This window comes from Pseudomonas sp. LS-2 (assembly GCF_003605735.1).
GTDB lineage: Bacteria > Pseudomonadota > Gammaproteobacteria > Pseudomonadales > Pseudomonadaceae > Aquipseudomonas.
Window position 1 is genome coordinate 1 of record NZ_QXTJ01000034.1, and the last position, 22,714, is coordinate 22,714.

The 22,714-nt window shown below is 62.7% G+C and carries 22 protein-coding genes and 1 pseudogene; 9 read left to right on the forward strand and 14 right to left on the reverse strand.

Going from position 1 to position 22,714, the window contains the following annotated elements; all coding sequences use genetic code 11:
• Positions 1 to 160: 160 nt before the first annotated feature.
• The gene (locus D3M70_RS19895) at positions 161 to 697 is read right to left on the reverse strand and encodes a cupin (protein WP_177418454.1); all 537 of its coding nucleotides are present in this window, start codon (positions 695 to 697) and stop codon (positions 161 to 163) included.
• 262 nt (positions 698 to 959) lie between these two features.
• Between D3M70_RS19895 and D3M70_RS19900 the strand changes: the two genes are divergently transcribed.
• Positions 960 to 2,297 (forward strand): sorbosone dehydrogenase family protein, encoded by a 1,338-nt coding sequence (locus tag D3M70_RS19900; RefSeq protein ID WP_120127401.1) that lies wholly within the window; start codon positions 960 to 962, stop codon positions 2,295 to 2,297.
• A gap of 118 nt (positions 2,298 to 2,415) precedes the next feature.
• Positions 2,416 to 3,309, forward strand: a complete 894-nt coding sequence (locus tag D3M70_RS19905; protein WP_120127402.1) for a DMT family transporter — start codon at positions 2,416 to 2,418, stop codon at positions 3,307 to 3,309.
• Positions 3,310 to 3,328: 19 nt separating this feature from the next.
• Here the strand turns inward: D3M70_RS19905 and D3M70_RS19910 are convergent, their stop codons facing one another.
• A complete protein-coding gene (locus D3M70_RS19910; RefSeq protein ID WP_120127403.1) occupies positions 3,329 to 4,225 on the reverse strand; it encodes a DMT family transporter in 897 nt (298 codons plus the stop codon).
• A 134-nt stretch (positions 4,226 to 4,359) separates the two neighbouring features.
• On the opposite strand from D3M70_RS19910, the gene D3M70_RS19915 reads away from it, so the two are divergent.
• Positions 4,360 to 5,694, forward strand: a complete 1,335-nt coding sequence (locus D3M70_RS19915) for a PLP-dependent aminotransferase family protein (protein WP_120127491.1) — start codon at positions 4,360 to 4,362, stop codon at positions 5,692 to 5,694.
• Position 5,695: 1 nt separating this feature from the next.
• On the opposite strand, the gene D3M70_RS32370 is transcribed toward D3M70_RS19915, so the two are convergent.
• Positions 5,696 to 5,917 (reverse strand): hypothetical protein (locus D3M70_RS32370; protein ID WP_218568441.1); only part of this gene is annotated, 222 nt, incomplete at its 5' end.
• Position 5,918: 1 nt separating this feature from the next.
• Between D3M70_RS32370 and D3M70_RS33440 the strand changes: the two are divergent.
• Positions 5,919 to 6,509 (forward strand): annotated as a pseudogene (locus D3M70_RS33440) (ATPase); the annotation flags it as partial.
• Positions 6,510 to 6,705: 196 nt separating this feature from the next.
• Here D3M70_RS33440 and D3M70_RS19925 read toward each other — a convergent pair.
• The gene (locus tag D3M70_RS19925) at positions 6,706 to 7,902 is read right to left on the reverse strand and encodes an amino acid aminotransferase (RefSeq protein ID WP_120127405.1); all 1,197 of its coding nucleotides are present in this window, start codon (positions 7,900 to 7,902) and stop codon (positions 6,706 to 6,708) included.
• A 339-nt stretch (positions 7,903 to 8,241) separates the two neighbouring features.
• On the opposite strand from D3M70_RS19925, the gene uvrB reads away from it, so the two are divergent.
• Positions 8,242 to 10,257, forward strand: coding sequence for an excinuclease ABC subunit UvrB (gene uvrB / locus D3M70_RS19930; RefSeq protein ID WP_120127406.1), 2,016 nt, complete (start codon positions 8,242 to 8,244; stop codon positions 10,255 to 10,257).
• A 13-nt stretch (positions 10,258 to 10,270) separates the two neighbouring features.
• The gene (locus D3M70_RS19935; protein WP_256659933.1) at positions 10,271 to 10,861 is read left to right on the forward strand and encodes a GNAT family N-acetyltransferase; all 591 of its coding nucleotides are present in this window, start codon (positions 10,271 to 10,273) and stop codon (positions 10,859 to 10,861) included.
• A gap of 85 nt (positions 10,862 to 10,946) precedes the next feature.
• Here D3M70_RS19935 and D3M70_RS19940 read toward each other — a convergent pair whose 3' ends face one another.
• Positions 10,947 to 11,351: a RidA family protein gene (locus tag D3M70_RS19940; RefSeq protein ID WP_120127407.1), complete on the reverse strand. Its 405-nt coding sequence runs from the start codon at positions 11,349 to 11,351 to the stop codon at positions 10,947 to 10,949.
• Positions 11,352 to 11,493: 142 nt separating this feature from the next.
• On the opposite strand from D3M70_RS19940, the gene D3M70_RS19945 reads away from it, so the two are divergent.
• A complete protein-coding gene (locus D3M70_RS19945) occupies positions 11,494 to 12,417 on the forward strand; it encodes a LysR family transcriptional regulator (RefSeq protein ID WP_120127408.1) in 924 nt (307 codons plus the stop codon).
• Between the two features lie 126 nt (positions 12,418 to 12,543).
• A complete protein-coding gene (locus tag D3M70_RS19950; protein ID WP_120127409.1) occupies positions 12,544 to 13,740 on the forward strand; it encodes a GAF domain-containing sensor histidine kinase in 1,197 nt (398 codons plus the stop codon).
• Between the two features lie 187 nt (positions 13,741 to 13,927).
• Here D3M70_RS19950 and D3M70_RS19955 read toward each other — a convergent pair whose 3' ends face one another.
• On the reverse strand, positions 13,928 to 14,839 hold the full coding sequence (locus tag D3M70_RS19955) for a LysR substrate-binding domain-containing protein (protein ID WP_120127493.1): 912 nt from the start codon (positions 14,837 to 14,839) through the stop codon (positions 13,928 to 13,930).
• A gap of 165 nt (positions 14,840 to 15,004) precedes the next feature.
• Between D3M70_RS19955 and D3M70_RS19960 the strand changes: the two genes are divergently transcribed.
• On the forward strand, positions 15,005 to 15,961 hold the full coding sequence (locus tag D3M70_RS19960; RefSeq protein ID WP_120127410.1) for a hydroxymethylglutaryl-CoA lyase: 957 nt from the start codon (positions 15,005 to 15,007) through the stop codon (positions 15,959 to 15,961).
• Positions 15,962 to 16,095: 134 nt separating this feature from the next.
• Here D3M70_RS19960 and gspD read toward each other — a convergent pair whose 3' ends face one another.
• Genes gspD through D3M70_RS20005 form a run of 8 tightly spaced genes read right to left on the reverse strand, consistent with a single transcriptional unit; the run spans position 16,096 to position 22,714 of the window.
• On the reverse strand, positions 16,096 to 18,402 hold the full coding sequence (gspD, locus tag D3M70_RS19970) for a type II secretion system secretin GspD (protein WP_120127411.1): 2,307 nt from the start codon (positions 18,400 to 18,402) through the stop codon (positions 16,096 to 16,098).
• Positions 18,399 to 18,914 (reverse strand): general secretion pathway protein GspN, encoded by a 516-nt coding sequence (locus tag D3M70_RS19975; RefSeq protein ID WP_120127412.1) that lies wholly within the window; start codon positions 18,912 to 18,914, stop codon positions 18,399 to 18,401. The genes gspD and D3M70_RS19975 overlap by 4 nt, the downstream gene beginning before the upstream one ends.
• Positions 18,911 to 19,567 (reverse strand): type II secretion system protein GspM, encoded by a 657-nt coding sequence (gene gspM, locus D3M70_RS19980; protein WP_120127413.1) that lies wholly within the window; start codon positions 19,565 to 19,567, stop codon positions 18,911 to 18,913. Before gspM ends, D3M70_RS19975 begins: the two co-directional genes overlap by 4 nt.
• Positions 19,557 to 20,588: a type II secretion system protein GspL gene (locus D3M70_RS19985; RefSeq protein ID WP_120127414.1), complete on the reverse strand. Its 1,032-nt coding sequence runs from the start codon at positions 20,586 to 20,588 to the stop codon at positions 19,557 to 19,559. The genes gspM and D3M70_RS19985 overlap by 11 nt, the downstream gene beginning before the upstream one ends.
• Positions 20,585 to 21,307 carry a general secretion pathway protein GspK gene (locus tag D3M70_RS19990; protein WP_120127415.1) on the reverse strand — a complete coding sequence of 241 codons (723 nt, stop codon included), beginning with the start codon at positions 21,305 to 21,307 and terminating at the stop codon, positions 20,585 to 20,587. The genes D3M70_RS19985 and D3M70_RS19990 overlap by 4 nt, the downstream gene beginning before the upstream one ends.
• Positions 21,304 to 21,915, reverse strand: a complete 612-nt coding sequence (locus tag D3M70_RS19995; RefSeq protein WP_120127416.1) for a prepilin-type N-terminal cleavage/methylation domain-containing protein — start codon at positions 21,913 to 21,915, stop codon at positions 21,304 to 21,306. Before D3M70_RS19995 ends, D3M70_RS19990 begins: the two co-directional genes overlap by 4 nt.
• Positions 21,912 to 22,280, reverse strand: a complete 369-nt coding sequence (locus D3M70_RS20000) for a prepilin-type N-terminal cleavage/methylation domain-containing protein (RefSeq protein ID WP_120127417.1) — start codon at positions 22,278 to 22,280, stop codon at positions 21,912 to 21,914. Before D3M70_RS20000 ends, D3M70_RS19995 begins: the two co-directional genes overlap by 4 nt.
• On the reverse strand, positions 22,277 to 22,714 hold the full coding sequence (locus D3M70_RS20005) for a GspH/FimT family pseudopilin (protein WP_120127418.1): 438 nt from the start codon (positions 22,712 to 22,714) through the stop codon (positions 22,277 to 22,279). The genes D3M70_RS20000 and D3M70_RS20005 overlap by 4 nt, the downstream gene beginning before the upstream one ends.

Below are 22,714 nucleotides of genomic sequence, written 5' to 3' on the forward strand. Positions count from 1 at the left end.
GATCGCCGGCAAGCCGGGCTCCCACGGCCTTCGGCCAGAATCAAAAGCGTGAGCCGGGGTTGCATGATTTCGGCGGACTCAAAAGCGCGAGCCGGGGTTCATGATTTCGGCGGAATCAAAAGCGCGAGCCGGGGTTGCATGATTTCGGCGGAATCAAAGTTCAACCCGCGCGCCAGTACTTGCTCAGCGGCGGATTGCGGCCGGTGACCGGATCGGTTTCTGGAAACGGCAGGGTCGCCATTCGCTTGATCATCGCTTCGGTCGGCGCTTCCCGGCAGATGTCCCATGGCTGCCCCGGCGGGTAGCCGCCCACCACCAGAAAATCATCACTGGCCCAGAGTCTGCAATGCCCGGTTCCCGTGGGCAACAGCACCACGTCGCCCTTGTTGACCGTCACCTCCTTGCCATTCGGACCACCCAGCATCAGCCGCGCCGAACCCGCCGCGAAGCCGAGTACTTCGTGGGCGGTGGAGTGGTAATGGTGATAGTCGAACACCCCGTCGCGCCAGGCCGGTTCCCAGCCGTTGCGCGTGAACAGGTCTTCCATTTGCGTGGCCACATCGCCTGTGGTCATGACCCCGGCGTAATGCAGCACCGGCAGCTTCGGATTGTTCGGCACCCAGTCGTTGCGCTCGAGTAACAGTGTTTTTGGTGGTTGCATGGTGTCCGCCCCGGCCAGACCGGCCCTCAGCGCCATCGAACCTGCGCTGAGCACCAGTGCGCCCTTGATGAAATTTCGTCGGCCAAACGTCGTCATAAAGGTCGTCACGAAAGGTTTCCAGTAACAGCAGACCGATCAAGCGGCGCGCTCGTTCCAACCGAAACCGCTCGATTCGTGCCTCGATGACAAATCTGATTTGTGCCCCACGTGCTGTTTGCTGCCGATCCGGATGGCGATACTTCTGGCAATTCTGCATTCCCAAGAACCGGCCCATGGATGGCCGTCGCGAGGTTGAACAATGATTGTGTTGCGCCGATTTGCACTGCTAATGACCGCTGCCGCTTTACTCAGCGCCTGTGGTGAATCCTCCAGATTGCCGTTTCAGGCCGGTGTCGGTCCCACGCCGCAATTACCCGAACCCACCCACTCGCTGATCCCGACCCTGAAAGTGTCCAAGGCCGTGGGCTGGAGTGGCGGCAACACGCCCAAGGCTCCCGAGGGCTTCAAGGTGCAGGCGCTGGCCGAGGGGCTTCAGCATCCGCGTTGGCTGTACAGCTTGCCGAACGGCGATGTGCTGGTTGCCGAAAGCAACACGCCGCCCAAACCGGAAGGCTCCACGGACGGGGGCACGGGGGTGATGGCCTGGATCAAACGCACCGCGTCGGGCATCGTCATGAGTCGCGTGGGTGCCGAAGCGCCCAGCGCCAACCGGATTACGCTCCTTCGCGACGCGGATGGCGACGGTAAGGCCGAAGTGCACACGGTGTTCATCAGTGGGCTGATGTCGCCATTCGGCATGGCGCTGATCGGCAACGAGCTGTTCATCGCCAATGCCGATGCAATCGTCAAAGTGCCGTACAGCGAGGGTCAGACCGAAATCAGCGCCACACCGACCAGAGTCACCGATCTGCCCGCGGGCCTCAACCATCACTGGACCAAGAACATCGTCGCCAGTGGCGACGGTTCCAGGCTCTACGTAACCGTGGGCTCCAACAGCAACGTCGGTGAGAACGGCCTGCAAGCCGAAGAAGGGCGCGCAGCGATCTGGGAAGTCGACGTCAAATCGGGACACAAGCGATTGTTCGCCAGTGGTCTGCGCAATCCCAACGGGTTGGTCTGGAAACCGGGTAGCAGCGAGCTGTGGACGGTGGTCAACGAGCGCGATGAAATCGGCAGCGACCTGGTGCCCGATTACCTGACCTCGGTCAAGGACGGTGCGTTCTATGGCTGGCCGTGGAGCTACTACGGTAACCACGTTGACAGCCGCGTGCAGCCGCCGCGACCGGACAGGGTGGCCAAAGCCATTGCGCCGGACTACGCGCTGGGCACCCACGTTGCACCCCTGGGCCTGACCTTCTCAGACCCGCGTGGCATGCCGGAAAGCTTCGCTGACGGCGTGTTCGTCGGCGAGCACGGTTCGTGGAACCGTAATCCGCAGGCCGGTTACAAAGTGGTGTTCATCGGCTTCAAGGACGGGCAGCCGTCGGGGATGCCCATGGATTTCCTCACCGGATTCCTGAACGCCGACGGCGAAGCCCAAGGGCGGCCAGTGGGCGTGATCCTCGACAAGCAGGGCGCGTTGCTGGTGGCCGATGATGTGGGCAACCGGGTCTGGCGGGTGAGTCGCGCGCAGTAAAGGAGCACGGCGCAAGGGCGAGGGACGAGAAACCGTACCGGCCGATTGGAGATGATGACGCTATGTGTTGTACTTCGCAGGACGGCACCCACCATTCACCCAGTCACCGGTCACCCCGATGAATCCTGCTACCCGTTCTCATACCCACGTCATTGGCATGTGGTTGATGGCCAGCGTGGCGCTGGCCTTCGCCAGTCACGACGCCATTTCCAAGAGTCTGATTCTTGCGCTTCCGGTGATTTTCGTCGCCTGGGCGCGGTATCTGGTTCATACCTTGATCGTCACCGGCGCCATTCTCCGAAAAAGAGAGCAAGGGGCGTTTCGCAGCAAACGGCCATGGCTGCACCTGCTCAGGGCGATGGTGCTGCTTGCGGACAGTCTGACGTTTCTGTTCGGCCTGACGCATGTGCCGTTGGCCGAGTCCACGGCGCTGGTGTTTCTCGCCCCGGCGTTCGTCACGATCCTGTCGCCATTGCTGTTCGGCATCAAGGCCGACCGTTTGCAGTGGCTGTCCGTGATCGTGGGGTTCGTCGGTGTGCTGGTGGTGATCAATCCAACCGGTGACGGCTTCTCGCTGTGGATGCTGTTTCCGCTGGCGACTGCGTTCTTCTTCGCGGTCTATCAACTGCTCACGCAACTGGCGGGGGAGTCTGATAGCCCGTCGGTCTGCAGCTTCTATGTGGGCATTTTCAGCACGACGCTTCTCAGCCTCGTGGTGCCTTTCCATTGGGCGTCCCCAAGCCTTTCGCAGTGTCTGCTGTTGCTCGTACTCGGGGGCATGGGGCTGTCGGCGCACTTCCTGATTTCCAAGGCCTACCGCTTTGCTTCTTCATCGGTGCTGGCGCCGCTGGGGTATCTGCAGATCGTGTTCGCGACGGTGTATGGCGTGCTTTTTTTCGGCAACTATCCAGTGATGACCTCGATGTTCGGCATGGCGCTGATCTGCGTGAGCGGGCTTCTGGTCTACGCCAAACGGACCCCGGCTTCGGTCTCCAGCAGCGCTGAGGTGTGAGCATTGACGAAGGGCGCGATCAGCGGGAAAACCTGCGCGCGCCCGCGACACACAGGATGACCGCGACGGTCACTCCCAGCATGCCAAGGCTGACCTGCTCATGCAGCAGGGTCGCTGCCAGCGCCAGCCCGAAAAACGGCTGCAGCAATTGCAGTTGACCCACCGCAGCGATACCCCCCTGTGCGAGCCCGCGGTACCAGAAGACAAAACCGATCAGCATGCTGAACAGCGACACGTAGCCAAGGCTGATCCACGCGGGAAGGGTGATTGGCGCAAGCGAAGCCGGCGCAGTGAGCCAGGTCAGAACCAGCATGACCGGCAGCGCCAGTACCAGGGCCCAGCAGATCACCTGCCAGCCGCCGAGGGAGCGCGACAGTTTCGCGCCCTCCGCATAACCCAGGCCGCACACCAGTATTGCCAGCAGCATCAGCAGGTCGCCGGTTGGCGATGCGGTCACGCCTTTGGAAAACGCGAACCCCACCACCAGCGCGCTGCCCAGTGTCGAAAACACCCAGAACACTGGCCGGGGACGCTCGCCGCCCCGCAGCACGGCAAACGCAGCCGTCGCCAGCGGCAACAGGCCGACGAAGACAATGGAGTGGGCCGACGTCACGTACTGCAATGCCAGTGCGGTGAGCAGGGGAAAGCCCACCACCACGCCCATCGCGACAATCAACAGCGGCATTATCTGGCCGTTCGCGGGGCGTCTTTCTTTAAGCAGCAACAGCATGCACAACGCAATGACGCCGGCGATGGACGCGCGGGCCATGGTCAGGAACACCGGGGCGAACTCCAGCACGGCAATTCGCGTGGCGGGCAGAGAGCCACTGAAGATCACCACGCCAATAAGCCCGTTGATCCAGCCGGTCGAGGCGTTGTCATTGCTGCGGTTTTGCAGGTTCGATGCGTGTTCCATGTGCGTCAGGCTCGATACTGACCGACGCAGGCGACACGATGGATTTCGCGTTCGGCAGCGCCAGTCTGTTGTGTTGCCGTCATGCTAAGGCGCAGAATCAGGACAATCAAAAAATTGTCATGGATACATTTTCGATGCCCCGCGCTCGCTACAAATCCATCGTCGACACACTTGCCGGTGACATCGCGTCCGGTGCATTACCGCCGGGCACCCGCCTGCCGACCCATCGCCAGTTGGCCGAGCAGCAGGGACTGGCGCTGGTGACGGCATCAAGGGTCTATGCCGAACTGGAGGCGATGGGCCTGATCAGCGGAGAAACGGGGCGCGGCACCTTCGTGCGCGAGATCGCACTGCCTTTGAGCCATGGGGTCGATCAGCAGGCGACCGCAGCGGGCATGCTGGACCTCAACTTCAACTATCCATCGCTGCCCGGTCAGGCTGAATCGTTGCGCACCGGCTTGCGTCAGCTGGCATTGTCGGGTGATCTGGAAGCCCTGCTGCGCTATCAGCCCCACGCTGGACGCAGCCATGAACGCGCCTGTATCGCCCGCCATCTGGCTGACCGCGGACTGGCGGTCGAGGCCGAGGAGTTGTTGATCGTAAGCGGGGCGCAACATGGCTTGACGGCCACGGTGATGGGCTTGCTCAAACCGGGAGATGTGGTCGCGGTCGATGCGCTGACGTATTCGGGATTCAAAGTGATTGCCGACGCTCATCGTCTGGAGTTGGTGGCCATCCCGTTGACCGAGACCGGGCCGGATCTCGACGGGCTTGAGAAGCTCTGCCGCAAGCGTCGGGTCAAGGCCGTTTATGCGATGCCGACGCTGCATAATCCCATGGGCTGGGTCATGGATCTGGCCTGGCGCGAGCGTCTGGTGGACATCGCACGCAAGCAGGGATTGCTGTTGATCGAGGACGCCGCCTACGCCTTTCTCGCCCATGAGCCGCCTGTGCCGCTCAGGGCCCTGGCCCCGGAGCTGACTGTCTACGTGTCGGGATTTTCCAAGAATGTCGCGACCGGGCTGCGAGTGGGCTATGTGGTGGCGCCGTTGCAATGGGTGCCCGCCCTCGAGCGGGTGATCAGGGCCACCACCTGGAATACCCCCGGTGTCATGACGGCGCTGATGTGCGGCTGGATCGAAGACGGGACTGTCGCCCGCCTAGAGGACGAAAAGCGTCAGGACGCGATGGCACGTCAGCGTCTTGCCCGAAAAGCGCTGGCCGGTCTTAAGATCGTCAGCCATCCGGCTTCGTATTTCCTGTGGCTGCCGTTGCCCGAGGAAGTGCGTGCAGATCAAGTGGCCGTGGCACTGCTGGCGCAAAACATCGCGGTATCGACCGCCGAGCCTTTTGCAATCTCCAGCCCCGCGCCTCACGCCATTCGGTTGGCGCTGGGCTCACTCCAACAGGTTGCGCTCAAGGAGGCGCTGCATAAAGTCCGCCAGGTGATCGGCAACTTTGGGTACTGAGTTAGTCTGGATAGGCATATGCAAAACTTGGTTTATTCAGGAAAACGTAAGGGACTTTCTCCGTCTGCCTACCATTCGTGAAATCGATAGTTAACATTAAGGTTTGAGAGTTCTTTTTTTTGGGCAAAGGAGCAGGATAGAGCCATACCGAACTGGCTTGAAGAAGGACGACCGCGATGAGAATTTCAACCCTGCTGACACTGGTCGCCGTACCGACCGGCACNGAACAGGCGTGCCATTTCATGCCGGTCGCTGACAGCAGCGTTGGCCTGAGCAAGTCCCAGTCGGTGGGTGTGCTTTACAGCGAAAACACCGTCAACACGCTCCAATACCTTGAGCGTTATCACGCCGTCGCCCTGAAAGGGGTGAAGAATGGCGCGCTGGATGCCCGGATTCGTCAGGCCTTCGTCAGCAGTTCCGATCCGAAACTGGCCATCGACTGGCTGCACGGTTCGCTGAAGAAGGAATTCGCCTCGGTTACCGTTTACGACAACCTTGATGCCCTGATGAAAGCGCGCCCGGATGTGGTGGTGATGCTCGACACTTACAGCCAGTTGGTGACTCAGCGCAACAGCCAGGTAGAAGCGCGGTTCGTCGCCAAGTTCTACGACTCGAACCTGCAATACATCGGCAAGGCTGAAGGCCTGGGTGCTAAAGAGCTGAGCTCGGTCTGGGTCCATGACAAGGCAGCCCCCGAGATCGCCGCGCAGATCGATCAGCAGCGTGAATTGCAGGTCAATGCGCTGAAACAGTTCGACATGTCGCTCAAGGCGCTGGTGACCTCGGGCGAAGTGGCACAGGTGGCTGGCAACTGACTCTCCCTTCTCTGACACTCGATCTCCTGTAGCAGGACGGTTTTTTGCATCCCCTTGAATCGAGTGTCCGGCCGCGACTCTGCCCACGGCCTTTGGCCAGAAGCAGACTCCAGGCGTCCACGAAAAAGGGGAAGCAGACGTCAATCTGCTTCCCCTTCTTTGTTTCCGGCTACAGCTGTGTCAAGCCGTCATCAAATCAGATAACCGCCAGAATCGCCTGGGTCACCGCTTCGATGTTGCGCTTGTTGAGCGCGGCAACGCAGATGCGACCGGTGTCCAGCGCGTAGATGCCGAACTCGTTGCGCAGGCGGTGTACTTGCGCGGTGGTCAGGCCCGAGTAGGAGAACATGCCGCGCTGACGGGCGACGAAACTGAAGTCCTGACCGGCTGCGTTGTGCGCCAGACGGTTGGTCATTTCTTCGCGCATGCCGCGGATGCGCAGGCGCATTTCGGCCAGTTCCTCTTCCCACTTCTGACGCAGCTCAGGGCTGTTCAGCACGGCAGCGACGATGGTCGCGCCATGGGTCGGCGGGTTGGAGTAATTGGTGCGGATCACACGCTTGACCTGGGACAGGACGCGAGCGGTTTCTTCCTTCGAATCGGTCACGATCGACAACGCGCCGACACGTTCCCCATACAGCGAGAACGACTTGGAGAACGAACTGGACGCGAAGAAGGTCAGGCCCGAATCGGCGAACAGACGCACAGCCGCAGCGTCTTCGTCGATGCCGTCGCCGAAGCCCTGATAGGCCATGTCCAGGAACGGCACGTGACCTTTGGCTTTCAGGACTTCAAGGACTTTTTTCCAGTCTTCCAGGGTCAGGTCGACGCCGGTCGGGTTGTGGCAGCACGCGTGCAGCACGACGATGGAGCCGGACGGCAGGTTGTGCAGATCTTCCAGCATGCCGGCGCGGTTCACATCGTGGGTCGCGGCGTCGTAGTAGCGGTAGTTCTGCACCGGGAAACCGGCGGTTTCGAACAGTGCGCGGTGGTTTTCCCAGCTTGGGTCGCTGATGGCCACAACGGCGTTGGGCGACAGTTGCTTGAGGAAGTCGGCACCGATTTTCAGGGCGCCTGTACCGCCGACGGCCTGCACGGTCATCACACGGCCCGAAGCCAGCAGTGGCGACTCGGCACCGAACAGCAGGGTTTGCACGGCTTTGTCGTAGGCGGCGATGCCGTCGATCGGCAGGTAGCCGCGCGGAACGTGTTGAGCGACGCGAATTTCCTCTGCTTCGGCAACGGCACGCAGCAGCGGGATTTTCCCTTCTTCGTTGCTGTAGACGCCTACACCCAGGTTGACCTTGGTGGTACGGGTATCGGCGTTGAATGCTTCGTTGAGGCCCAGGATAGGATCGCGTGGTGCCATTTCGACAGCGGAGAACAGGCTCATTTTTGCGGCAGCTCTGAATGGGGAGTGAATGGGTGGCATCGCTCCGGCCGAATGCACTAGAGCGGTGCGCAAACGGGGAGTCAGTATAGAGAGCATCGCGGACCGGGGCGACAGGTCGCAGGCGGTTTTTTCAAGGTTTTTCCGATTTTTTTCGACCATTAGTCATGTCACGGGGACTAATGTCCTGAGGATGGCTTGAAAGCTGGCTTTGTGGACTCCATTTGTAGTCCCATCACTCTTTTCCGGTACGTCTTTTCTCCTGGCGAGATCAGTCGTCGGCGCTCATTACGCTTTGCGCTGCCCGCTTCCTTCAGACGCAAGCGAACACAGAGGTCAGTTATGTCCGAGTTTCAACTCGTTACCCGTTTTGAGCCGGCCGGTGATCAGCCGACGGCGATTCGTCAACTGGTCGAGGGCATCGACGCTGGCCTCTCGCACCAGACCCTGCTGGGCGTGACCGGCTCGGGCAAGACGTTCAGCATCGCCAACGTGATTCAACAGGTGCAGCGTCCTACCCTGGTGCTGGCGCCTAACAAGACCCTGGCCGCGCAACTTTACGGCGAGTTCAAGGCGTTCTTCCCCAACAATGCCGTCGAGTACTTCGTTTCCTACTACGACTATTACCAGCCCGAGGCCTACGTGCCGTCGTCGGACACCTTCATCGAGAAGGATGCGTCGATCAACGACCACATCGAGCAGATGCGGCTGTCGGCGACCAAAGCGCTGCTGGAGCGCAAGGACGCGATTATCGTCACCACGGTGTCGTGCATCTACGGTCTGGGGAGCCCGGAAACCTACCTGCGCATGGTCCTTCACGTGGACCGCGGCGACAAACTCGATCAGCGCGCCTTGCTGCGGCGTCTGGCCGACCTTCAATACACCCGCAACGACATGGACTTCGCCCGTGCGACCTTCCGTGTGCGAGGCGATGTGATCGACATCTTCCCGGCCGAATCGGATCTGGAAGCGATCCGCATCGAACTGTTCGACGACGAAGTGGAGAGCCTGTCGGCCTTCGACCCGTTGACCGGCGAAGTCATCCGCAAGCTGCCGCGGTTCACCTTCTACCCCAAGAGTCACTACGTGACGCCGCGCGAAACGCTGCTCGACGCCATGGAAGGGATCAAGGTCGAGTTGCAGGAGCGGCTGGAATACCTGCGCGGCGCCAATAAGCTGGTGGAAGCCCAGCGTCTGGAACAGCGCACTCGTTTCGATCTGGAGATGATCCTCGAACTGGGTTACTGCAACGGCATCGAGAACTACTCGCGCTACCTGTCGGGCCGTCCTGCCGGGGCGCCGCCACCGACCCTGTACGACTACCTGCCGCCGGACGCGCTGCTGGTGATCGATGAGTCCCACGTCAGCGTTCCTCAGGTCGGCGCCATGTACAAAGGCGACCGCTCCCGCAAAGAGACCCTGGTCGAATACGGGTTCCGCCTGCCGTCGGCCCTGGACAACCGGCCGATGCGTTTTGACGAATGGGAGAGCGTCAGCCCGCAGACGATCTTCGTTTCGGCGACCCCAGGCCCGTACGAAGGCGAGCATGCGGGGCGGGTGGTCGAGCAAGTGGTGCGGCCGACCGGTCTGGTCGACCCGCAGATCGAGATTCGTCCGGCGCTGACTCAGGTCGACGACCTGCTTTCCGAAATCCATAAACGGGTCGCGCTGGAAGAACGTGTACTGGTCACGACGCTGACCAAGCGCATGTCCGAAGACCTCACTGATTATCTGGCCGATCACGGCGTGCGCGTGCGCTATCTGCACTCGGACATCGACACCGTGGAACGGGTCGAGATCATTCGCGACCTGCGCCTGGGGACCTTCGACGTGCTGGTGGGGATCAACCTGCTGCGCGAAGGTCTGGACATGCCTGAAGTGTCGCTGGTGGCGATTCTCGATGCTGACAAGGAAGGCTTCCTGCGCTCCGAGCGCTCGCTGATCCAGACCATCGGCCGTGCCGCCCGTAACCTCAACGGCCGGGCGATTCTCTACGCCGACAACATCACCGGCTCCATGGAGCGGGCGATCGGCGAGACCGAACGCCGCCGCGACAAACAGATCGCGTTCAACCTGGAAAACGGCATTACCCCCAAGGGCGTGGTCAAAGACATCACCGACATCATGGAAGGTGCCACCGTCCCCGGCTCGCGCAGCAAGAAACGCAAAGGCATGGCCAAGGCCGCCGAGGAAAATGCCAAGTACGAAGCCGAACTGCGCTCGCCGAGCGAAATCACCAAACGCATTCGCCAACTGGAAGAGAAGATGTACCAACTGGCGCGGGATCTGGAGTTCGAGGCAGCTGCGCAGATGCGCGATGAAATCACCAAGTTGCGGGAGCGGTTATTGGCGGTCTGACCGTTGAGCAGGCGTGCGCCTGTCGATCATCAAGGAGCAATGCACGGTGCAGCAGCGAACCACGGCGCGCTTGATATTACGAGCGCCAACCCTCGACGATCTGAGCAGTCTGTTCAGCATTTATGGGGATCCGGCGACCCACCAGTTCAACCCGTTTGGCCCGCTGAAGAGCGTGAAGCAGGCGCGCTCGGTACTCGACGGCTGGCTGGCGCACTGGGCGCTCAAGGGGTATGGGCAGTGGGCGATCAGCACCCGAGAGGCGCCGGGGAAAGTCATTGGTTTCGGCGGGATCGACGCCCGTATGTATCTCGACGTCGAGCGGCTGAATCTGGGGTATCGCTTCGGCGTACAGGCCTGGGGGCAGGGCTACGCCACCGAACTCGGTCAGGCAGCGCTGGATTACGGGTTCGACGAGCTGCGTGTGCCGGAGGTGTTCGCGGTGGTTCGGCCGCAGCACTATGCCTCGATCCGCGTGCTGGAAAAAATCGGTATGCAGCGCATCGATACGCTCGCGGATGTGCCGGGCCAGGCGCCGAGTCTGGTTTACCATTCGCGACGAGAGGACGTACCTCCTGCCTTCGGGGCTGATCCCGTTCCTTTGTAGCAGCACGGCTTGCCGGCGGTGACGAACTCAAGATCGCTGCCGCCGGCAAGCCGTGCTGCTACAGAGTCATTCAGTGCAATCAGTTTCAGGCCGCAGAAGCCTTGGGCAACTTCGCAATCACCTTGATCTCGAAATCGAAACCGTACAGCCAGGTCACGCCAACGGCGGTAATGGTCGGGTGCGGCGCTTGACCCCAGAACTCGGGGACGACCTCCCAGATCTTTTCGAACCTGGACTGCGGATCGACGATGAAGACCGTGACGTCGATCACGTCATCGAAGGTGCAGCCGGCTGCCTTCAGGATCGCGTTGAGGTTTGTGAAAGCCAGGCGCACCTGGGCCTGTAACTCAGGCTCGGGCGAGCCGTCCTCGCGGCTGCCGACCTGGCCCGAGACGAACAGCAAACCATCGGATCTGACGGCAGGGGAGTAACGGTTGCGCTCATAAAGTGCCTGGCGCCCGGCGGGGAAAACAACGTCACGAACAGTCATGTGAACCTCCATCATCGGGGCGTCGAATCCCCGTCATTAACGATGAAGTGACTGTAAGGGGCTTGTGTGCAGGCGATAAACCGGCAACCTTGTTCAGGACTGTTTGCAAATCCCGGACAATCTTCCGAACTGTGGAGTGCCGATGGACCGTTTCGATGCGATGCAGGCGTTCGTGCGCGTGGTGGAAACCGGCAGTTTCACCAAGGCGGCCGAAACGCTGCACATGAGCAAGACCAGCGTCAGCCAGCTGATTCAGCAACTGGAAGCCCGGCTGCGGGTCAAGCTGCTCAATCGCACCACCCGCAAGGTCAATGTCACCGCCGATGGTGCGGCGTTCTACGAGCGTGCGGTTCGGGTCCTGGCCGATATCGACGATGCGGAAACCAGTCTGTCCAGCGCTTCGACTTCGCCACGAGGGCGCCTGCGCGTGGACGTGCCCAGCCCGTTTGCGCGGACCCTGCTGATCCCGGCCTTGCCCGATTTTCACAGCCGTTATCCCGACATCCAGATCGATCTGGGCGTGAGCGATCGGATGGTCGACATGATCGACGAAAACGTCGATTGCGTGGTGCGTGGCGGCGAGCTGACGGATCAGTCGCTGATGGCGCGACACATCGGCGACCTTCGACTGGGGGTCTATGCCGCCCCGGAGTATCTGAAACGAGCGGGAGCGCCCGCCCATCCACGGGAGCTTGAAGGCAGTCATCAGCGCATTGTCGGTTATCGCTGGGCTCGCACCGGCAAGCTGTTTCCCATGGTCATGGTTCGTGACGGCGAGACCTTGGAAGTGCAAGGCCGCTACGTGCTGTCGGTGGATGACGGCAATGCCTATCTGGCCGCCGGGCTGGCGGGCCTGGGCGTGCTCTGGCTACCGCATTACATGGCTCGGCAGTCGGTGGAGCGGGGCGATCTGGTGCCGTTGTTCGAGGACTGGTGTCTGGCGTCGATGCCGATGTACATCGCGTTTGCACCCAACCGGCATATCAGCCTCAAGTTGCGGGTGTTCATCGATTGGGTGATCGAGCTGATGGCGCGACATGCGCCGGTCGTCGCTCCAGCGCCGTGATGCGGGAAAAACGCTGGCGATTGGCCGGGCAGGGAACACTGATCCGCGGCACCTTGAGGTAAGATCGGCGAGCGGCGGCGGACCTCCCGCGCACAATCAAACCTCTACCTGACCGTGGCGACCCCGATGCCTGAACCTTCCCCCTTTTCCAGAGACATCGCAGCGGTCGCCAGAATCGACGCGGTCCCGATCATCCTCAACATGGTCAGGCACGTGACGGGCATGCGTTTCGCGGCCGTGGCTCGCGTCACGGATCAACATTGGGTGGCCCTGGCGGTGGATGATGCCCTCGATTTCGGCCTCAAGCCCGGTGGCGAGCTGGTGCTCGAGTCGACGATCTGTCACGAAATCCGCGAAAACAGACAGCCGGTGATCTTCACCCACGCCAGCGAACACCCGGTGTATTCCCGCCACCACACGCCCAGAACCTACCAGCTGGAAAGCTACGCTTCGATCCCCATCGTCAAAGCCAACGGCGAGTTTTTCGGCACCCTGTGCGCCATTGACACGGTGCCCGCCCATTTCGATGAAAACGCCGTGTTGCACACGCTGGGCCTGTTCGCCCAGTTGATCGCCATGCACCTGGACTTGAGCGGCGATCTGGAAAAATCGGAAACCGCCCTGGCCGATGCGACCGAAGCGGGCCGCTTGCGTGAACAGTTCATCGCCGTGCTCGGGCACGACCTGCGAACCCCGCTCAGTGCCATCCGCATGAGTGCCGACCTGCTGGAGTCGAAACTGAGCGACGGCCGCGAGCGCGGACTGGCCGGCGCCATTCGTAAAAGGTCGCAACGCATGGGGGCCTTGATCGAGGATGTTCTGGACTTTGCCCGTGGCAGGCTCGGCGGTGGGATTCCGGTTCGACGCACGGTGGTGGACGATCTGCAGAGCGTGTTCGATTCGGTGCTGGCCGAGATCAACGCGTCCGAGCCGGATGTGCGGATCAATCGGCAGATCGTCATTCCCTCTGGCATCTACTGCGATGCGTCGCGAATCGGCCAGTTGCTTTCCAATCTGCTGGGCAACGCCGTCAAACACGGCGCGCGGGATTGCCCGATTGAAGTCGCGGCCTACACCGAGGGCAGTGAATTCATTCTTTCGGTCTCCAACCAGGGCGCTTGTATTCCTGACGAAATGATTCCGTTGCTGTTCCAGCCCTTCAAACGTTCCGAGGGCGGTCAGCGCGGGGAAGGCCTGGGGCTCGGCCTGTACATCGCATCGCAGATTCTCGACGGACACAGGGGCACGCTTTCAGTTTCTTCTTCCCCGGAGCAGGGCACCTGTTTCATTGCGCGCTTTCCGGCGAGACTGGAACAGGTCTAGCCCTGCCAGCCAGGTGCAACAGGCACACCGTGTGTGGAGGGTTTGCTGCCGCTGCGCGCCAGATCGCCGACAAGTCGGGCTCCCACGCCCTCCGGGCCGAAGCGGCGTGAGGCACTGGTCAGGCACGCCCCTTGGGCAGAAGCAGTGTGTACGCCGACGACCTGCCGGGAACCGGCAGTCAGCCCTCTCAAGGGGTTTGGGGTTCCACACTCGCCAGGTAGTTGAACAGGTTGGCCGCTTCCGGAGACAACCGGGCGCCTTGCGCGACACCGACGAACAGCGTGCGCGCCGCCCAGGGGTCTTCCAGTGGAATCGCTGCAAGGCTGCGCTCCAGCAAGCCCGGCTGAACGGAACCGAGGGGCAGGATGCCGATGCCCAGACCGGCGTCGATCATCCGGCAGATGCCGTCGAAGCTGCTGACCTGAATACGCACCTTGAGCAGCTTTCCGGCATTGGCCGCAGCGCTGCTGATGCGGTTCAACAGCGAACTGCCTTGGTTCAAGGCGACGTAATCGTAGTCCAGGGTATCGACGAAACTGACGCGGGGTTTGCCGGCCAGCGGATGATTCTGCGGCACCAGCACCACCAGCCGGTCGTGGCGGTATGGCCGAATCTCGAGGTCGGGCGCGGGCACGTTGTCGGCGAAGATACCGATGTCGGCGCGACCGTCGGCGACCGCCTGAATGGTCATGTCGCTGAGGGCCTCTTCCATGCCGATACGCACGTGAGGGTTGGCGGCCAGGAAAGTGTTCAGGTCCCCCGGCAGGAACTGGATGACCGCCGAGGTGTTGGCAAACAGTCGCACATGGCCGCGCACTCCGTTGGAGAAATCGCTCGCATCGTGAGCCATGCGCTGTGCGCTTTCCAGGATGTGTCGGGCATGTTCGGCCAACCCTCGACCGGCCGGTGTCAGCTGCAGCCCCCTTGGCAGCCTGACGAACAGCGTGCAGTCAGTGATGCGTTCGAGCTCGGCCAGACGCTTGCTCGCCGCCGACACTGTCATGTGCGCGCCGTCCGCCGCCTTGGTCAGATTTTCGCTTTCCGCGGCCAGTACCAACAGACGCAGGGAGAGCAGGTCCAGCTGAAGCAGATTGATCATCATTGCCCCGAGGGTTTCCTTTGCGGAAAGAATATTGGAAATCTTTGAAATTCTCACCACCTCGTTTTGCGCCGATCATCCAGCCATAACGCCAGGCCATAACGCCAGGCCATAGCGCCAGGCCATGACGCCAGTCGATAACAAGAAATTGGAGAGACAGCCGCAATGAAACGTCTGTTCATGCAGGAAGTCGCGACCCGTGACGGCTTCCAGAACGAAAAAACCTTCATCGACACCCAAGACAAGATCGCGCTGATCGATGAGTTGAGCCTGTGTGGCTACGCCAGGATCGAGGTCACGTCCTTTACCTCGCCCAAGGCCATCCCTGCCTTGCGCGATGCCGAAGCGGTGATGGCCGGCATCCGGCGTCAGCCGGGTGTCGAATACACGGTGCTGGTGCCTAACGTGCGCGGTGCCGAACGGGCGCTGGGCTGCGGGATCGATGAGGCGAACCTGGTGATGTCGGTCAGCGAACCGCACAACCGCTCGAACCTGCGCATGACCCGCGAGCAGTCGTTCGCGCAACTGACCGATGTGATCGACGTGATCGGGCAGGGGCCGGTGGCGGTCAACGTGTCGCTGTCGACGGTGTTCGGTTGCCCGATGCAGGGCGAGGTTGCGGCCGACGAAGTCCTCGGCTGGGTGGATCGTTTTGCCGAACGCGGCGTGCGCGGCGTGACCCTGTGCGACACCACCGGCATGGCCTATCCCTCACAGGTTCAGGCGCTGTCGCGGCAGGTGCGCGAACGCTTCCCGCACCTGCAACTGACCCTGCATTTTCACAACACCCGTGGCATGGCGCTGGCCAATACCCTCGGCGCGCTGGAGGCCGGTATCGACCGTTTCGACGCATCGCTGGGTGGTTTGGGTGGTTGCCCGTACGCGCCGGGTGCCAGCGGCAATGTGTGCATGGAGGACCTGGTGCACATGCTCGATCTGATGGGCTACCAGACCGGTATCGATCTGGACCGGGTGCTCGCCGCCTCCGCGCGTTTACCCGGTTTGATCGGCCATCAGACCCCGAGTCAGATCCTCAAGGCCGGTCGCCGACTGGACCTGCACCCCATCCCCGAACATGTGCAGACCCTGAGCAAGCAGGTCGTCAACGCCGAACGCGGGTGAACCGCGCCTGAGCAAGTGATCGAAGCGTTGGCGGATGCCGACGTAGCCATCACCAACAAAGTGCGGATCAATCGCGCTGCACTCGAACAGCTGCCACGGCTGAAGCTCATCTGTGTGGCTGAGGCGCACGACGCTTATTGCATCGGTTTGATCAGTTGCAGCTGCTGGCGGTAATCATCCGTCACCTGCCGTGCCTGGCTGTTGCTGGTGACCACACGCGGGGTGATCAGCACGATCAGCTCCGTGCGCTTCTTGCTCTTGCTGGTATTGCCGAACAGCCAGCGCAGCCCCGGCACGCGGCCCAGATAGGGCACTGAGGAGACGGTGTCGCTGTTGTCCTGTTTGATCAGGCCGCCGAGCAGCACGGTCTGGCCGCTCTGCACCGCGACTTGCGTAGACACCGAGCGCGTGGAGATGCGCGGGTTGCCGTTGTTGTCCGGGGCGGCGCTGTTGTCGGCGTCACTGACCTGCTGCTGAATGTCCATGTACACCAGACCACCCGGATTGATGCGCGGTACGACATCGAGGATGACCCCGGTCTGGACGTATTCGACACTGCTCAGCGTGGTATTGGAGACGTTGGTGTTGACGGTGGTCTGACTGATCGGGATGTTGTCGCCGACCTGAATCTGCGCCTGCTGGTTGTTCATCACCACCAGCGACGGCGCCGACAGCACTTGCGTGCGGCCGTTGGTTTCCAGTGCATGCAGCGCCACTTGCAGGTTGTTGCTGACAAAGGAATAGAACAGCGCGTCGGCTGCGCCCAGACCGGCACCGCCGCCGCCGAGTGCACCCTGGCTGCCGGAGGCATTGGCAACAGTGGTGCTGCCAGAGTTACCGGCCAGCTTGCCCAGATACCATTGCACGCCAAGGTCCAGTTCGCCGCTGAGATTGACCTCTAGAATCCGGGTTTCGATCTGCACCTGCATCGGCGCGTTGTCCAGCCGTTTGATCGCGGATTCGATCTCTGTCCACTGCGCAGGGCGGGTGCGGATCAGCAATTGGTTGCTGCTTTTCTGCGCGGTGATGCGGGTGCTGTCGTCCAGCCGCTTGCTGGCGCCGGATTCCGTGCCAGCGGTTTCACCGTCGGTGCCTTCGACGCCACCTGCGTCATCATCGGCCTCTTCGCTGTCGGTGTCTTCGCTCTGCAGTTCAGCGCCTTGCATGTTGCCGCTGCTGCCATTCAGACCCATGCCCGAGCTTGAACCCATGCCTTGGCCGGTGCCGCTCAGGCCCATGCCGCCAGCACTGTTGCCGCTGCCGCTGCCATTGAGCGAGGACAGCGAGCGGGTGCGCAGGCCGGGGGCGACCTTGGCCGCGCTGTCGTCCTTGATCTGCCCGTTGCCGTAGATCTGGCGCAGGTACCTGGCCAGGTCAGAAGCCTTCATGTTGCGTACGTCGTATACGTACATTTGCGGCTCGTTGCCGCCGCCTTCATCGATGGTATGAATCCAGTCACCGACTTCGCTCAGGTAACGCGGTTGTGCGGAAATCGCCACCACCGAATTGGTTCGGTCAATGGGCAGAAAACGCACCATGCCCGCCATCGGCATGCCGCTGTCGGGGCCGAACATTTTCTTCAGTTCCGGCATCAGTTCGCCGACGGTGGCGCGCTGCAGGCCGTAGACCGCAATCGACATGCCTTTGAGCCAGTCGACATCGAAGGTGTCGATGGTGTCCTGATAGTTGGCCAGTTCATCCGGCGTTCCGGCGAGGCTAAGCACATTGCGGCCCGGATCGACCAGCAGGAAGGCGTTTTCCCGGGCGAAGGGTTTGAGCAGTTTCTGCATCTCGGTCGCCGAGATGTAATGCAGCGGAAAGAGCCGCGCCGACAACCCGCTGGAAGGCCGCGCCACCGGCATTTCGGGCACCAGTTTGCCGGCCACTGCCTGATTGGCGGGGAGGATCACATAACGGTCGCCCTGGCGGATCATCGCGTTGTCGGTCCAGGACAGCAGGGTTTCCAGAATCGACAGCGCCTGTTGCTTGTTCACTGGCTTGGAGGTGGAGAAGCTGACGTCGCCTTTGACGCCTTGAGCGATGCTGTAGTTTTCGTGCAGCAGATCGCCCATCACGCTGTTGATCACGGCTTCGATCGGCTGATTGGTGAAGTTGAAGACGATGTCGCCGCTGGCCTCGGCGGGCGTGTTCGCGCCGGCCCCGCGGGTCGCCGCGCCCGGGCTGTGCACGAACGTCTGGCTGCCCCGAATGATCTGCTGACGCGGCACGGCTTTCGCGCTGGCGTTCGCCTGGCTGGGCAGCGGGGCGGGTTCGGTCAGGGGCGGGCGTTGCGAGCCGGTGCCATCGAGTGCTTTCTGCATCAGCGCCGGGTCGTTGTCGAAATGCTCCGGGGACGTGGCGCATCCGGCCAGCGCGACGGCGGTCGCCAGGCACAACAGAGGACTGCGCAAACGGGGAAACTCAAGGTAGCGATTGTTCATGGTGTGGGTACGTCTGGAAGGGTAATGAGGGGCGCCTTCGAAGGCGGCGGAAGGCGCAGCAGGGGCAGGCGCAGTTCGCGGGTCTGGCCCTGATGACTGAAAGTGGCTTGCTGGGGGGTGGCACCGGTCAGCGTCCAGCCGTTGTCGAGGGTGCTGCCGACGGCCAGTTTCAGGTTGCGCTTGTCAGCCATGCGCAGCAGCACCCACTGAGCCTGACCGTCGATGATCACGCCGCTGAGGCTGATGCCGTCGAGGGAGGAGGCCTGACGTGTGCCAGTCACCCGATCGGGTTTGCGGTCGGGGCTGAACATCGACTGTCGCCAGGTCAGCGCCAGGGCCTGAGCCGGCAGCGGCGAGACTGTCCTGGGCTTGGCGGCGGGGGCCGATTCACGGACTTCACCGGCGGGCAGCCACCGCACCGTCTGACCGGCGCCCATGGCGAGGCTTACGGCCGTCGCGCTCAACAGGGCGGTGCAGGCCAGCAGTGCGAGGGTCAGGGTGTCGAACCTCATGCGTCAGGCTCCTCGCTGGGGGCAGGCGGTGTTTGAGCCGGTTTGTTTTGAGCAGGATGAGTGGGCGCCTGTTGCAGATAGCCGCGCAGCAACAGATGCACTTGCAGACGTCCGGCACCGCCACTGGCGGGGGCTGAGGTCGCGCGGCGCAGGCTCAGGTTGTCGACGAACAGAAACGGCTGCCCGTATTCGAAGTCGTGCAGCAGATTGGCCAGCGGCTCCATGGCGCATTCCAGGGTCAGGCTGACTTTCACCTGACGATAGGGCTCGGCGCTGTCGCGCTCCGGGGTGATCGGCATGCGCTGCGTGACCTGGCAGCCCGGGCCCTGCTCGGCATGGGCCTTGACCAGATCGAGGCTGCGTTGCATCAGATCGGCGGCGACCGCGCTGGGGTCTTCGCCGGGCAACAGGCTGGTGCGGCTGGAGGGATCGCGTCGCGCGGCCTGCAGTTGCTGCTCCAGACTGTCGCGCTGTTGCAGGATGGCGGCGTAGCGCTGTTGCTGGGTGCGCAAGGCGTCGGCCTGCTCGTTGAGCGCGTTCAGCGGGTCGAGAAACCAGCTTTGCACCAGCAACCACCATGCGGCCCAGAGCACCAGCGCCAGTACGATCAGTGCCGCGCCACGGCGTTCCCGCGGGCTCAGTTCACGGCGCATCGGCGGCCTCCTTGCGCAGTTGCGCACGCAGGGAAAAACGTTCTTTGCCGGTCTGTGCGTCGGGCTGGATGATGCCCTGGAACTGCGCGTCGCTCAGCGTCTTGCAGTCCTTCATGCGGGTAATCAGGGCGCTGGCCCTGGCGCTTTGTCCGGAGAGGGATACGCCACCGCCGTCGGCGATTTCCAGTTGCTCGACCCAGGTGTCGGGCCCCAGACAACCGGTGAGGTCCACCAGCACGCTGGACAGCGTCGGCTGCGCCGCCTTTTGCTGAGCCAGATAGCGCGCCGCGCCCTGCGTGTTGATCAGTTCGCGACGCAGGTTCTGGACCTGCTGCACCTCGCCGCGCTGCGCATCGACGCTGTGCTGCATCGCCTCGACCATGGTGGCGCGAGCATCCAGCCAGAGCACCATGCAGCTCACCAGCAGCGCGCAACAGGCCAGTGCCAGATAGCGCGGCAGCCGTGCACGTCCTCGGCGTGGCGGCTTCTGCTCGGCAGGCAATAAATCCACGCCCAGTCGCTGGCCCTGTGCATCGCGGCCGTCGACGGCGTGCAGCGCCAGGCCATGTGCCTTGCACGCATCGAGCGCCGGTTGCAGCCGCTCGCGCAGCACCGCCACAAGCAGCACCTGAGCCTGCGCGCCTTGCTTGCCGGTGACCCGTGCGACGTAGTGCATCCGGTCGCGAGGGTAGGGGGTGTATTTGTCCAGTTCGAAGCCGATGACGTTGTGCAGATCGCGCAATGCCGCGCCCGGCAGCAGCAGCGTCTGGACCAGCATCATGTTCGCGGGCAACAGCAGAATCAGGCGCTCGTCGGCGCGCTCATCGACCGACCCGGACAGCGGCCAGTCGATCAAGCGTTCATGGACCTGCGCCAGCAGCCGCGCACGCAAAGTCGCGGGCAGCAGGGCCTGCAACTCGTTCAGCCAGGCGCACCAAAGCTGCTGTGCCCGGCTGTCACGCCACTGGCTGTGCAGGCGGGCCTGGAACGGGGCGAGCCGCTTTGAAAGTAAATGCTTCATTCTTGCCAGCGCAGGACCCGATAAGGCCTGACACCCTCCTTCGATGGGTTCAGTAACAGCGTGACGCTCAGCGTCGTGCCAAAGCCGCCGGGCAATGTCGCCCGGCTTTGTACGGTGATGACGGGGCCCGCGTCGTTGGCGGTAACGCCGCCCTGAGGCAGATTCAGGACACGACGCAACCACGGCGAGGCCAGACCGGCATCCGGCGCGGGCAGTCCGCTCCACAAGGTCATGTGCGCACTGACGCACGTGTACAGCCGCTGGTCCATGGCCGGCAGTTCGCGAAGCTCCTCGATCGTGCGCAACGGCGCCCGGTCGCCACCACGGCGCTGGTTCAGCGCCTGCGACAGTTGCGCCGATTGCGCGGGCGATCCACCGCATGCCATTACCAGCCGCGCAAGCGACTCGACGGGTGCGGCGTTTACATCCAGTTTTCCCGCCTCGCTGGTCAGGCTGACCGCCAGCGTCGCCTCGTCGAAGGGCAGCGCATGAGGTTGACCGTCGGCCTTCCAGTGGCGCTTCGGATCGCGGTCCAGTTGCGCCAGCACGGCCATGCCCACGCCCGCTTCGGCTGCCAGTACCGCCTGGGTGTGCTGGCGCTGCCAGAGCGCCTGACGATTTTGCAGGTGCACCCAGCCCAACAGGCCAGCGAGCAAGGTGCCCAGCAGCGCCAGCACCCAGAGCACCAACAGCAGCGCCACGCCGCGTTGGCCCCTCATAACGTTCGCGCCTCGGACGACAGGTCCAGGCGCAGATCGATGCTCTGCAACGGCCATGGCACAGGGCCGGCCAGTTGCGCATCGATGCGCACGCTCACCGGCAGGCGACCGGGCCATGGCCAGTGATCCAGCCAGTCCGTGGCGCCACCCTTGGGCGAGATTCCGCGGTAGCTGAATTGCACGCCTTGCACCTGATGCAGCAGCACCTGAGGTTCATCCGCCGGCAGCAAGCCCTGATCGCGCAGGCGTTCCAGGCTGATCTGCAGGCGCTGTCCCGGCGCCAATGCCAGGCTGTAGCGGTAAAGCCCGCCGCCGAGGTTGGCCACCAGCGGCGCGTAAAAACTCATGCTGTGGGGCTCGCCCACGAACACCGGCGACTGCGTGACGCCCGGCGCCCCTGCGGCCAGGGGCAGGGTCTGGCCGATGGCATTGCGCAGAAAGTTCTGCGTCGAACGCACTTCGTCCAGTCGCGTGCTGTAGCGTTCGGCCTTGCTCATGGCCCGATTGGCGCCGGTGATCGCGCCTGCGATCAGGGTCAGAAGAACCCCGAGCAGGCTCAGTACCACCAGCACTTCCAGCAAGGTGAACCCCTGCGCCCGACGAATCATTGGCTGGCCCCCGAACCTGCGCTGCGCACTTGCAGCGTGCTGTAGTGCGCGTGCCGGGCACCGTCGCTGACTTCCAGGTCCAGCCGCCAGGCATCGAGCGGAGCGTTGCCGCCCGGCAAGGCACTGACGTTCAACCGCCACTTAACCCCGGACCAGCGCCCTTCGGTGACGCCCGCCTGCAAGCGGCCGGCGTTGGCTTCGTCCATCAGCGAGCGCGCCGTCAGGCTCAACAGGTCGCTGCGCTGCGCCTGTTGCAGGGCGCGGGCGCTCTGGCCAAACGCGACCACCAACACGCTGCTGCACACCGCCAGCACCGCGAGGGCGGCAAGCATTTCCAGCAAGGTGAAACCGCGCTCGCCACTCAATTGAGCGTGCGCAACTGAACGTTGCCCGTGAGCCAGTTGATATCGACCCGCCAATGCTTGTCGTCACGGGTCAGCAGCAGATGCCCGCCGCTCGATCCGCCATCGGGATAGAACTCGAACGCCGATCCAAGCCCGTCGGCGGTCTGCAGCTGGACGTGCATGTCACTGGGCAGGTGCCGGACCTTTTGCTGTGGCCCCTGAAAACGCCCGTCCTTGAGGTCGAACCGGGTCTGCGCCGGCTGCCCGGTGACAATGGCCTGGACCCGCGCCGCCCGCAGCGCTTGCACCACTTCGCTCAGGGCGCGGCGTTCGCTGGCGGAGTGCAGACCTTTGCCCACGCCAAAGCCCACCAGCCCGACACTGATGCCGATCAGAACGATCACCACCAGCAGTTCGAACAGGGTGAAGCCGCGGGCGCGGGGCAGGGCGCGCAT

What these genes read in the sequence shown, in the direction of transcription:
- D3M70_RS19950 (WP_120127409.1), top strand. Translation starts at nt 12,544, where the DNA reads ATGCCTGAACCTTCCCCCTTTTCCAGAGACATCGCAGCGGTCGCCAGA.
- D3M70_RS19910 (WP_120127403.1), bottom strand. Translation starts at nt 4,225, where the DNA reads ATGGAACACGCATCGAACCTGCAAAACCGCAGCAATGACAACGCCTCG.
- D3M70_RS19925 (WP_120127405.1), bottom strand. Translation starts at nt 7,902, where the DNA reads ATGAGCCTGTTCTCCGCTGTCGAAATGGCACCACGCGATCCTATCCTG.
- D3M70_RS19955 (WP_120127493.1), bottom strand. Translation starts at nt 14,839, where the DNA reads ATGATCAATCTGCTTCAGCTGGACCTGCTCTCCCTGCGTCTGTTGGTA.
- D3M70_RS19905 (WP_120127402.1), top strand. Translation starts at nt 2,416, where the DNA reads ATGAATCCTGCTACCCGTTCTCATACCCACGTCATTGGCATGTGGTTG.
- D3M70_RS19995 (WP_120127416.1), bottom strand. Translation starts at nt 21,915, where the DNA reads ATGATTCGTCGGGCGCAGGGGTTCACCTTGCTGGAAGTGCTGGTGGTA.
- D3M70_RS20005 (WP_120127418.1), bottom strand. Translation starts at nt 22,714, where the DNA reads ATGCGCGCCCTGCCCCGCGCCCGCGGCTTCACCCTGTTCGAACTGCTG.
- D3M70_RS19960 (WP_120127410.1), top strand. Translation starts at nt 15,005, where the DNA reads ATGAAACGTCTGTTCATGCAGGAAGTCGCGACCCGTGACGGCTTCCAG.
- D3M70_RS19940 (WP_120127407.1), bottom strand. Translation starts at nt 11,351, where the DNA reads ATGACTGTTCGTGACGTTGTTTTCCCCGCCGGGCGCCAGGCACTTTAT.
- gspM (WP_120127413.1), bottom strand. Translation starts at nt 19,567, where the DNA reads ATGCGCCGTGAACTGAGCCCGCGGGAACGCCGTGGCGCGGCACTGATC.
- D3M70_RS19990 (WP_120127415.1), bottom strand. Translation starts at nt 21,307, where the DNA reads ATGAGGGGCCAACGCGGCGTGGCGCTGCTGTTGGTGCTCTGGGTGCTG.
- D3M70_RS19895 (WP_177418454.1), bottom strand. Translation starts at nt 697, where the DNA reads ATGGCGCTGAGGGCCGGTCTGGCCGGGGCGGACACCATGCAACCACCA.
- gspD (WP_120127411.1), bottom strand. Translation starts at nt 18,402, where the DNA reads ATGAACAATCGCTACCTTGAGTTTCCCCGTTTGCGCAGTCCTCTGTTG.
- D3M70_RS19915 (WP_120127491.1), top strand. Translation starts at nt 4,360, where the DNA reads ATGCCCCGCGCTCGCTACAAATCCATCGTCGACACACTTGCCGGTGAC.
- D3M70_RS19900 (WP_120127401.1), top strand. Translation starts at nt 960, where the DNA reads ATGATTGTGTTGCGCCGATTTGCACTGCTAATGACCGCTGCCGCTTTA.
- uvrB (WP_120127406.1), top strand. Translation starts at nt 8,242, where the DNA reads ATGTCCGAGTTTCAACTCGTTACCCGTTTTGAGCCGGCCGGTGATCAG.
- D3M70_RS19945 (WP_120127408.1), top strand. Translation starts at nt 11,494, where the DNA reads ATGGACCGTTTCGATGCGATGCAGGCGTTCGTGCGCGTGGTGGAAACC.
- D3M70_RS19985 (WP_120127414.1), bottom strand. Translation starts at nt 20,588, where the DNA reads ATGAAGCATTTACTTTCAAAGCGGCTCGCCCCGTTCCAGGCCCGCCTG.
- D3M70_RS19975 (WP_120127412.1), bottom strand. Translation starts at nt 18,914, where the DNA reads ATGAGGTTCGACACCCTGACCCTCGCACTGCTGGCCTGCACCGCCCTG.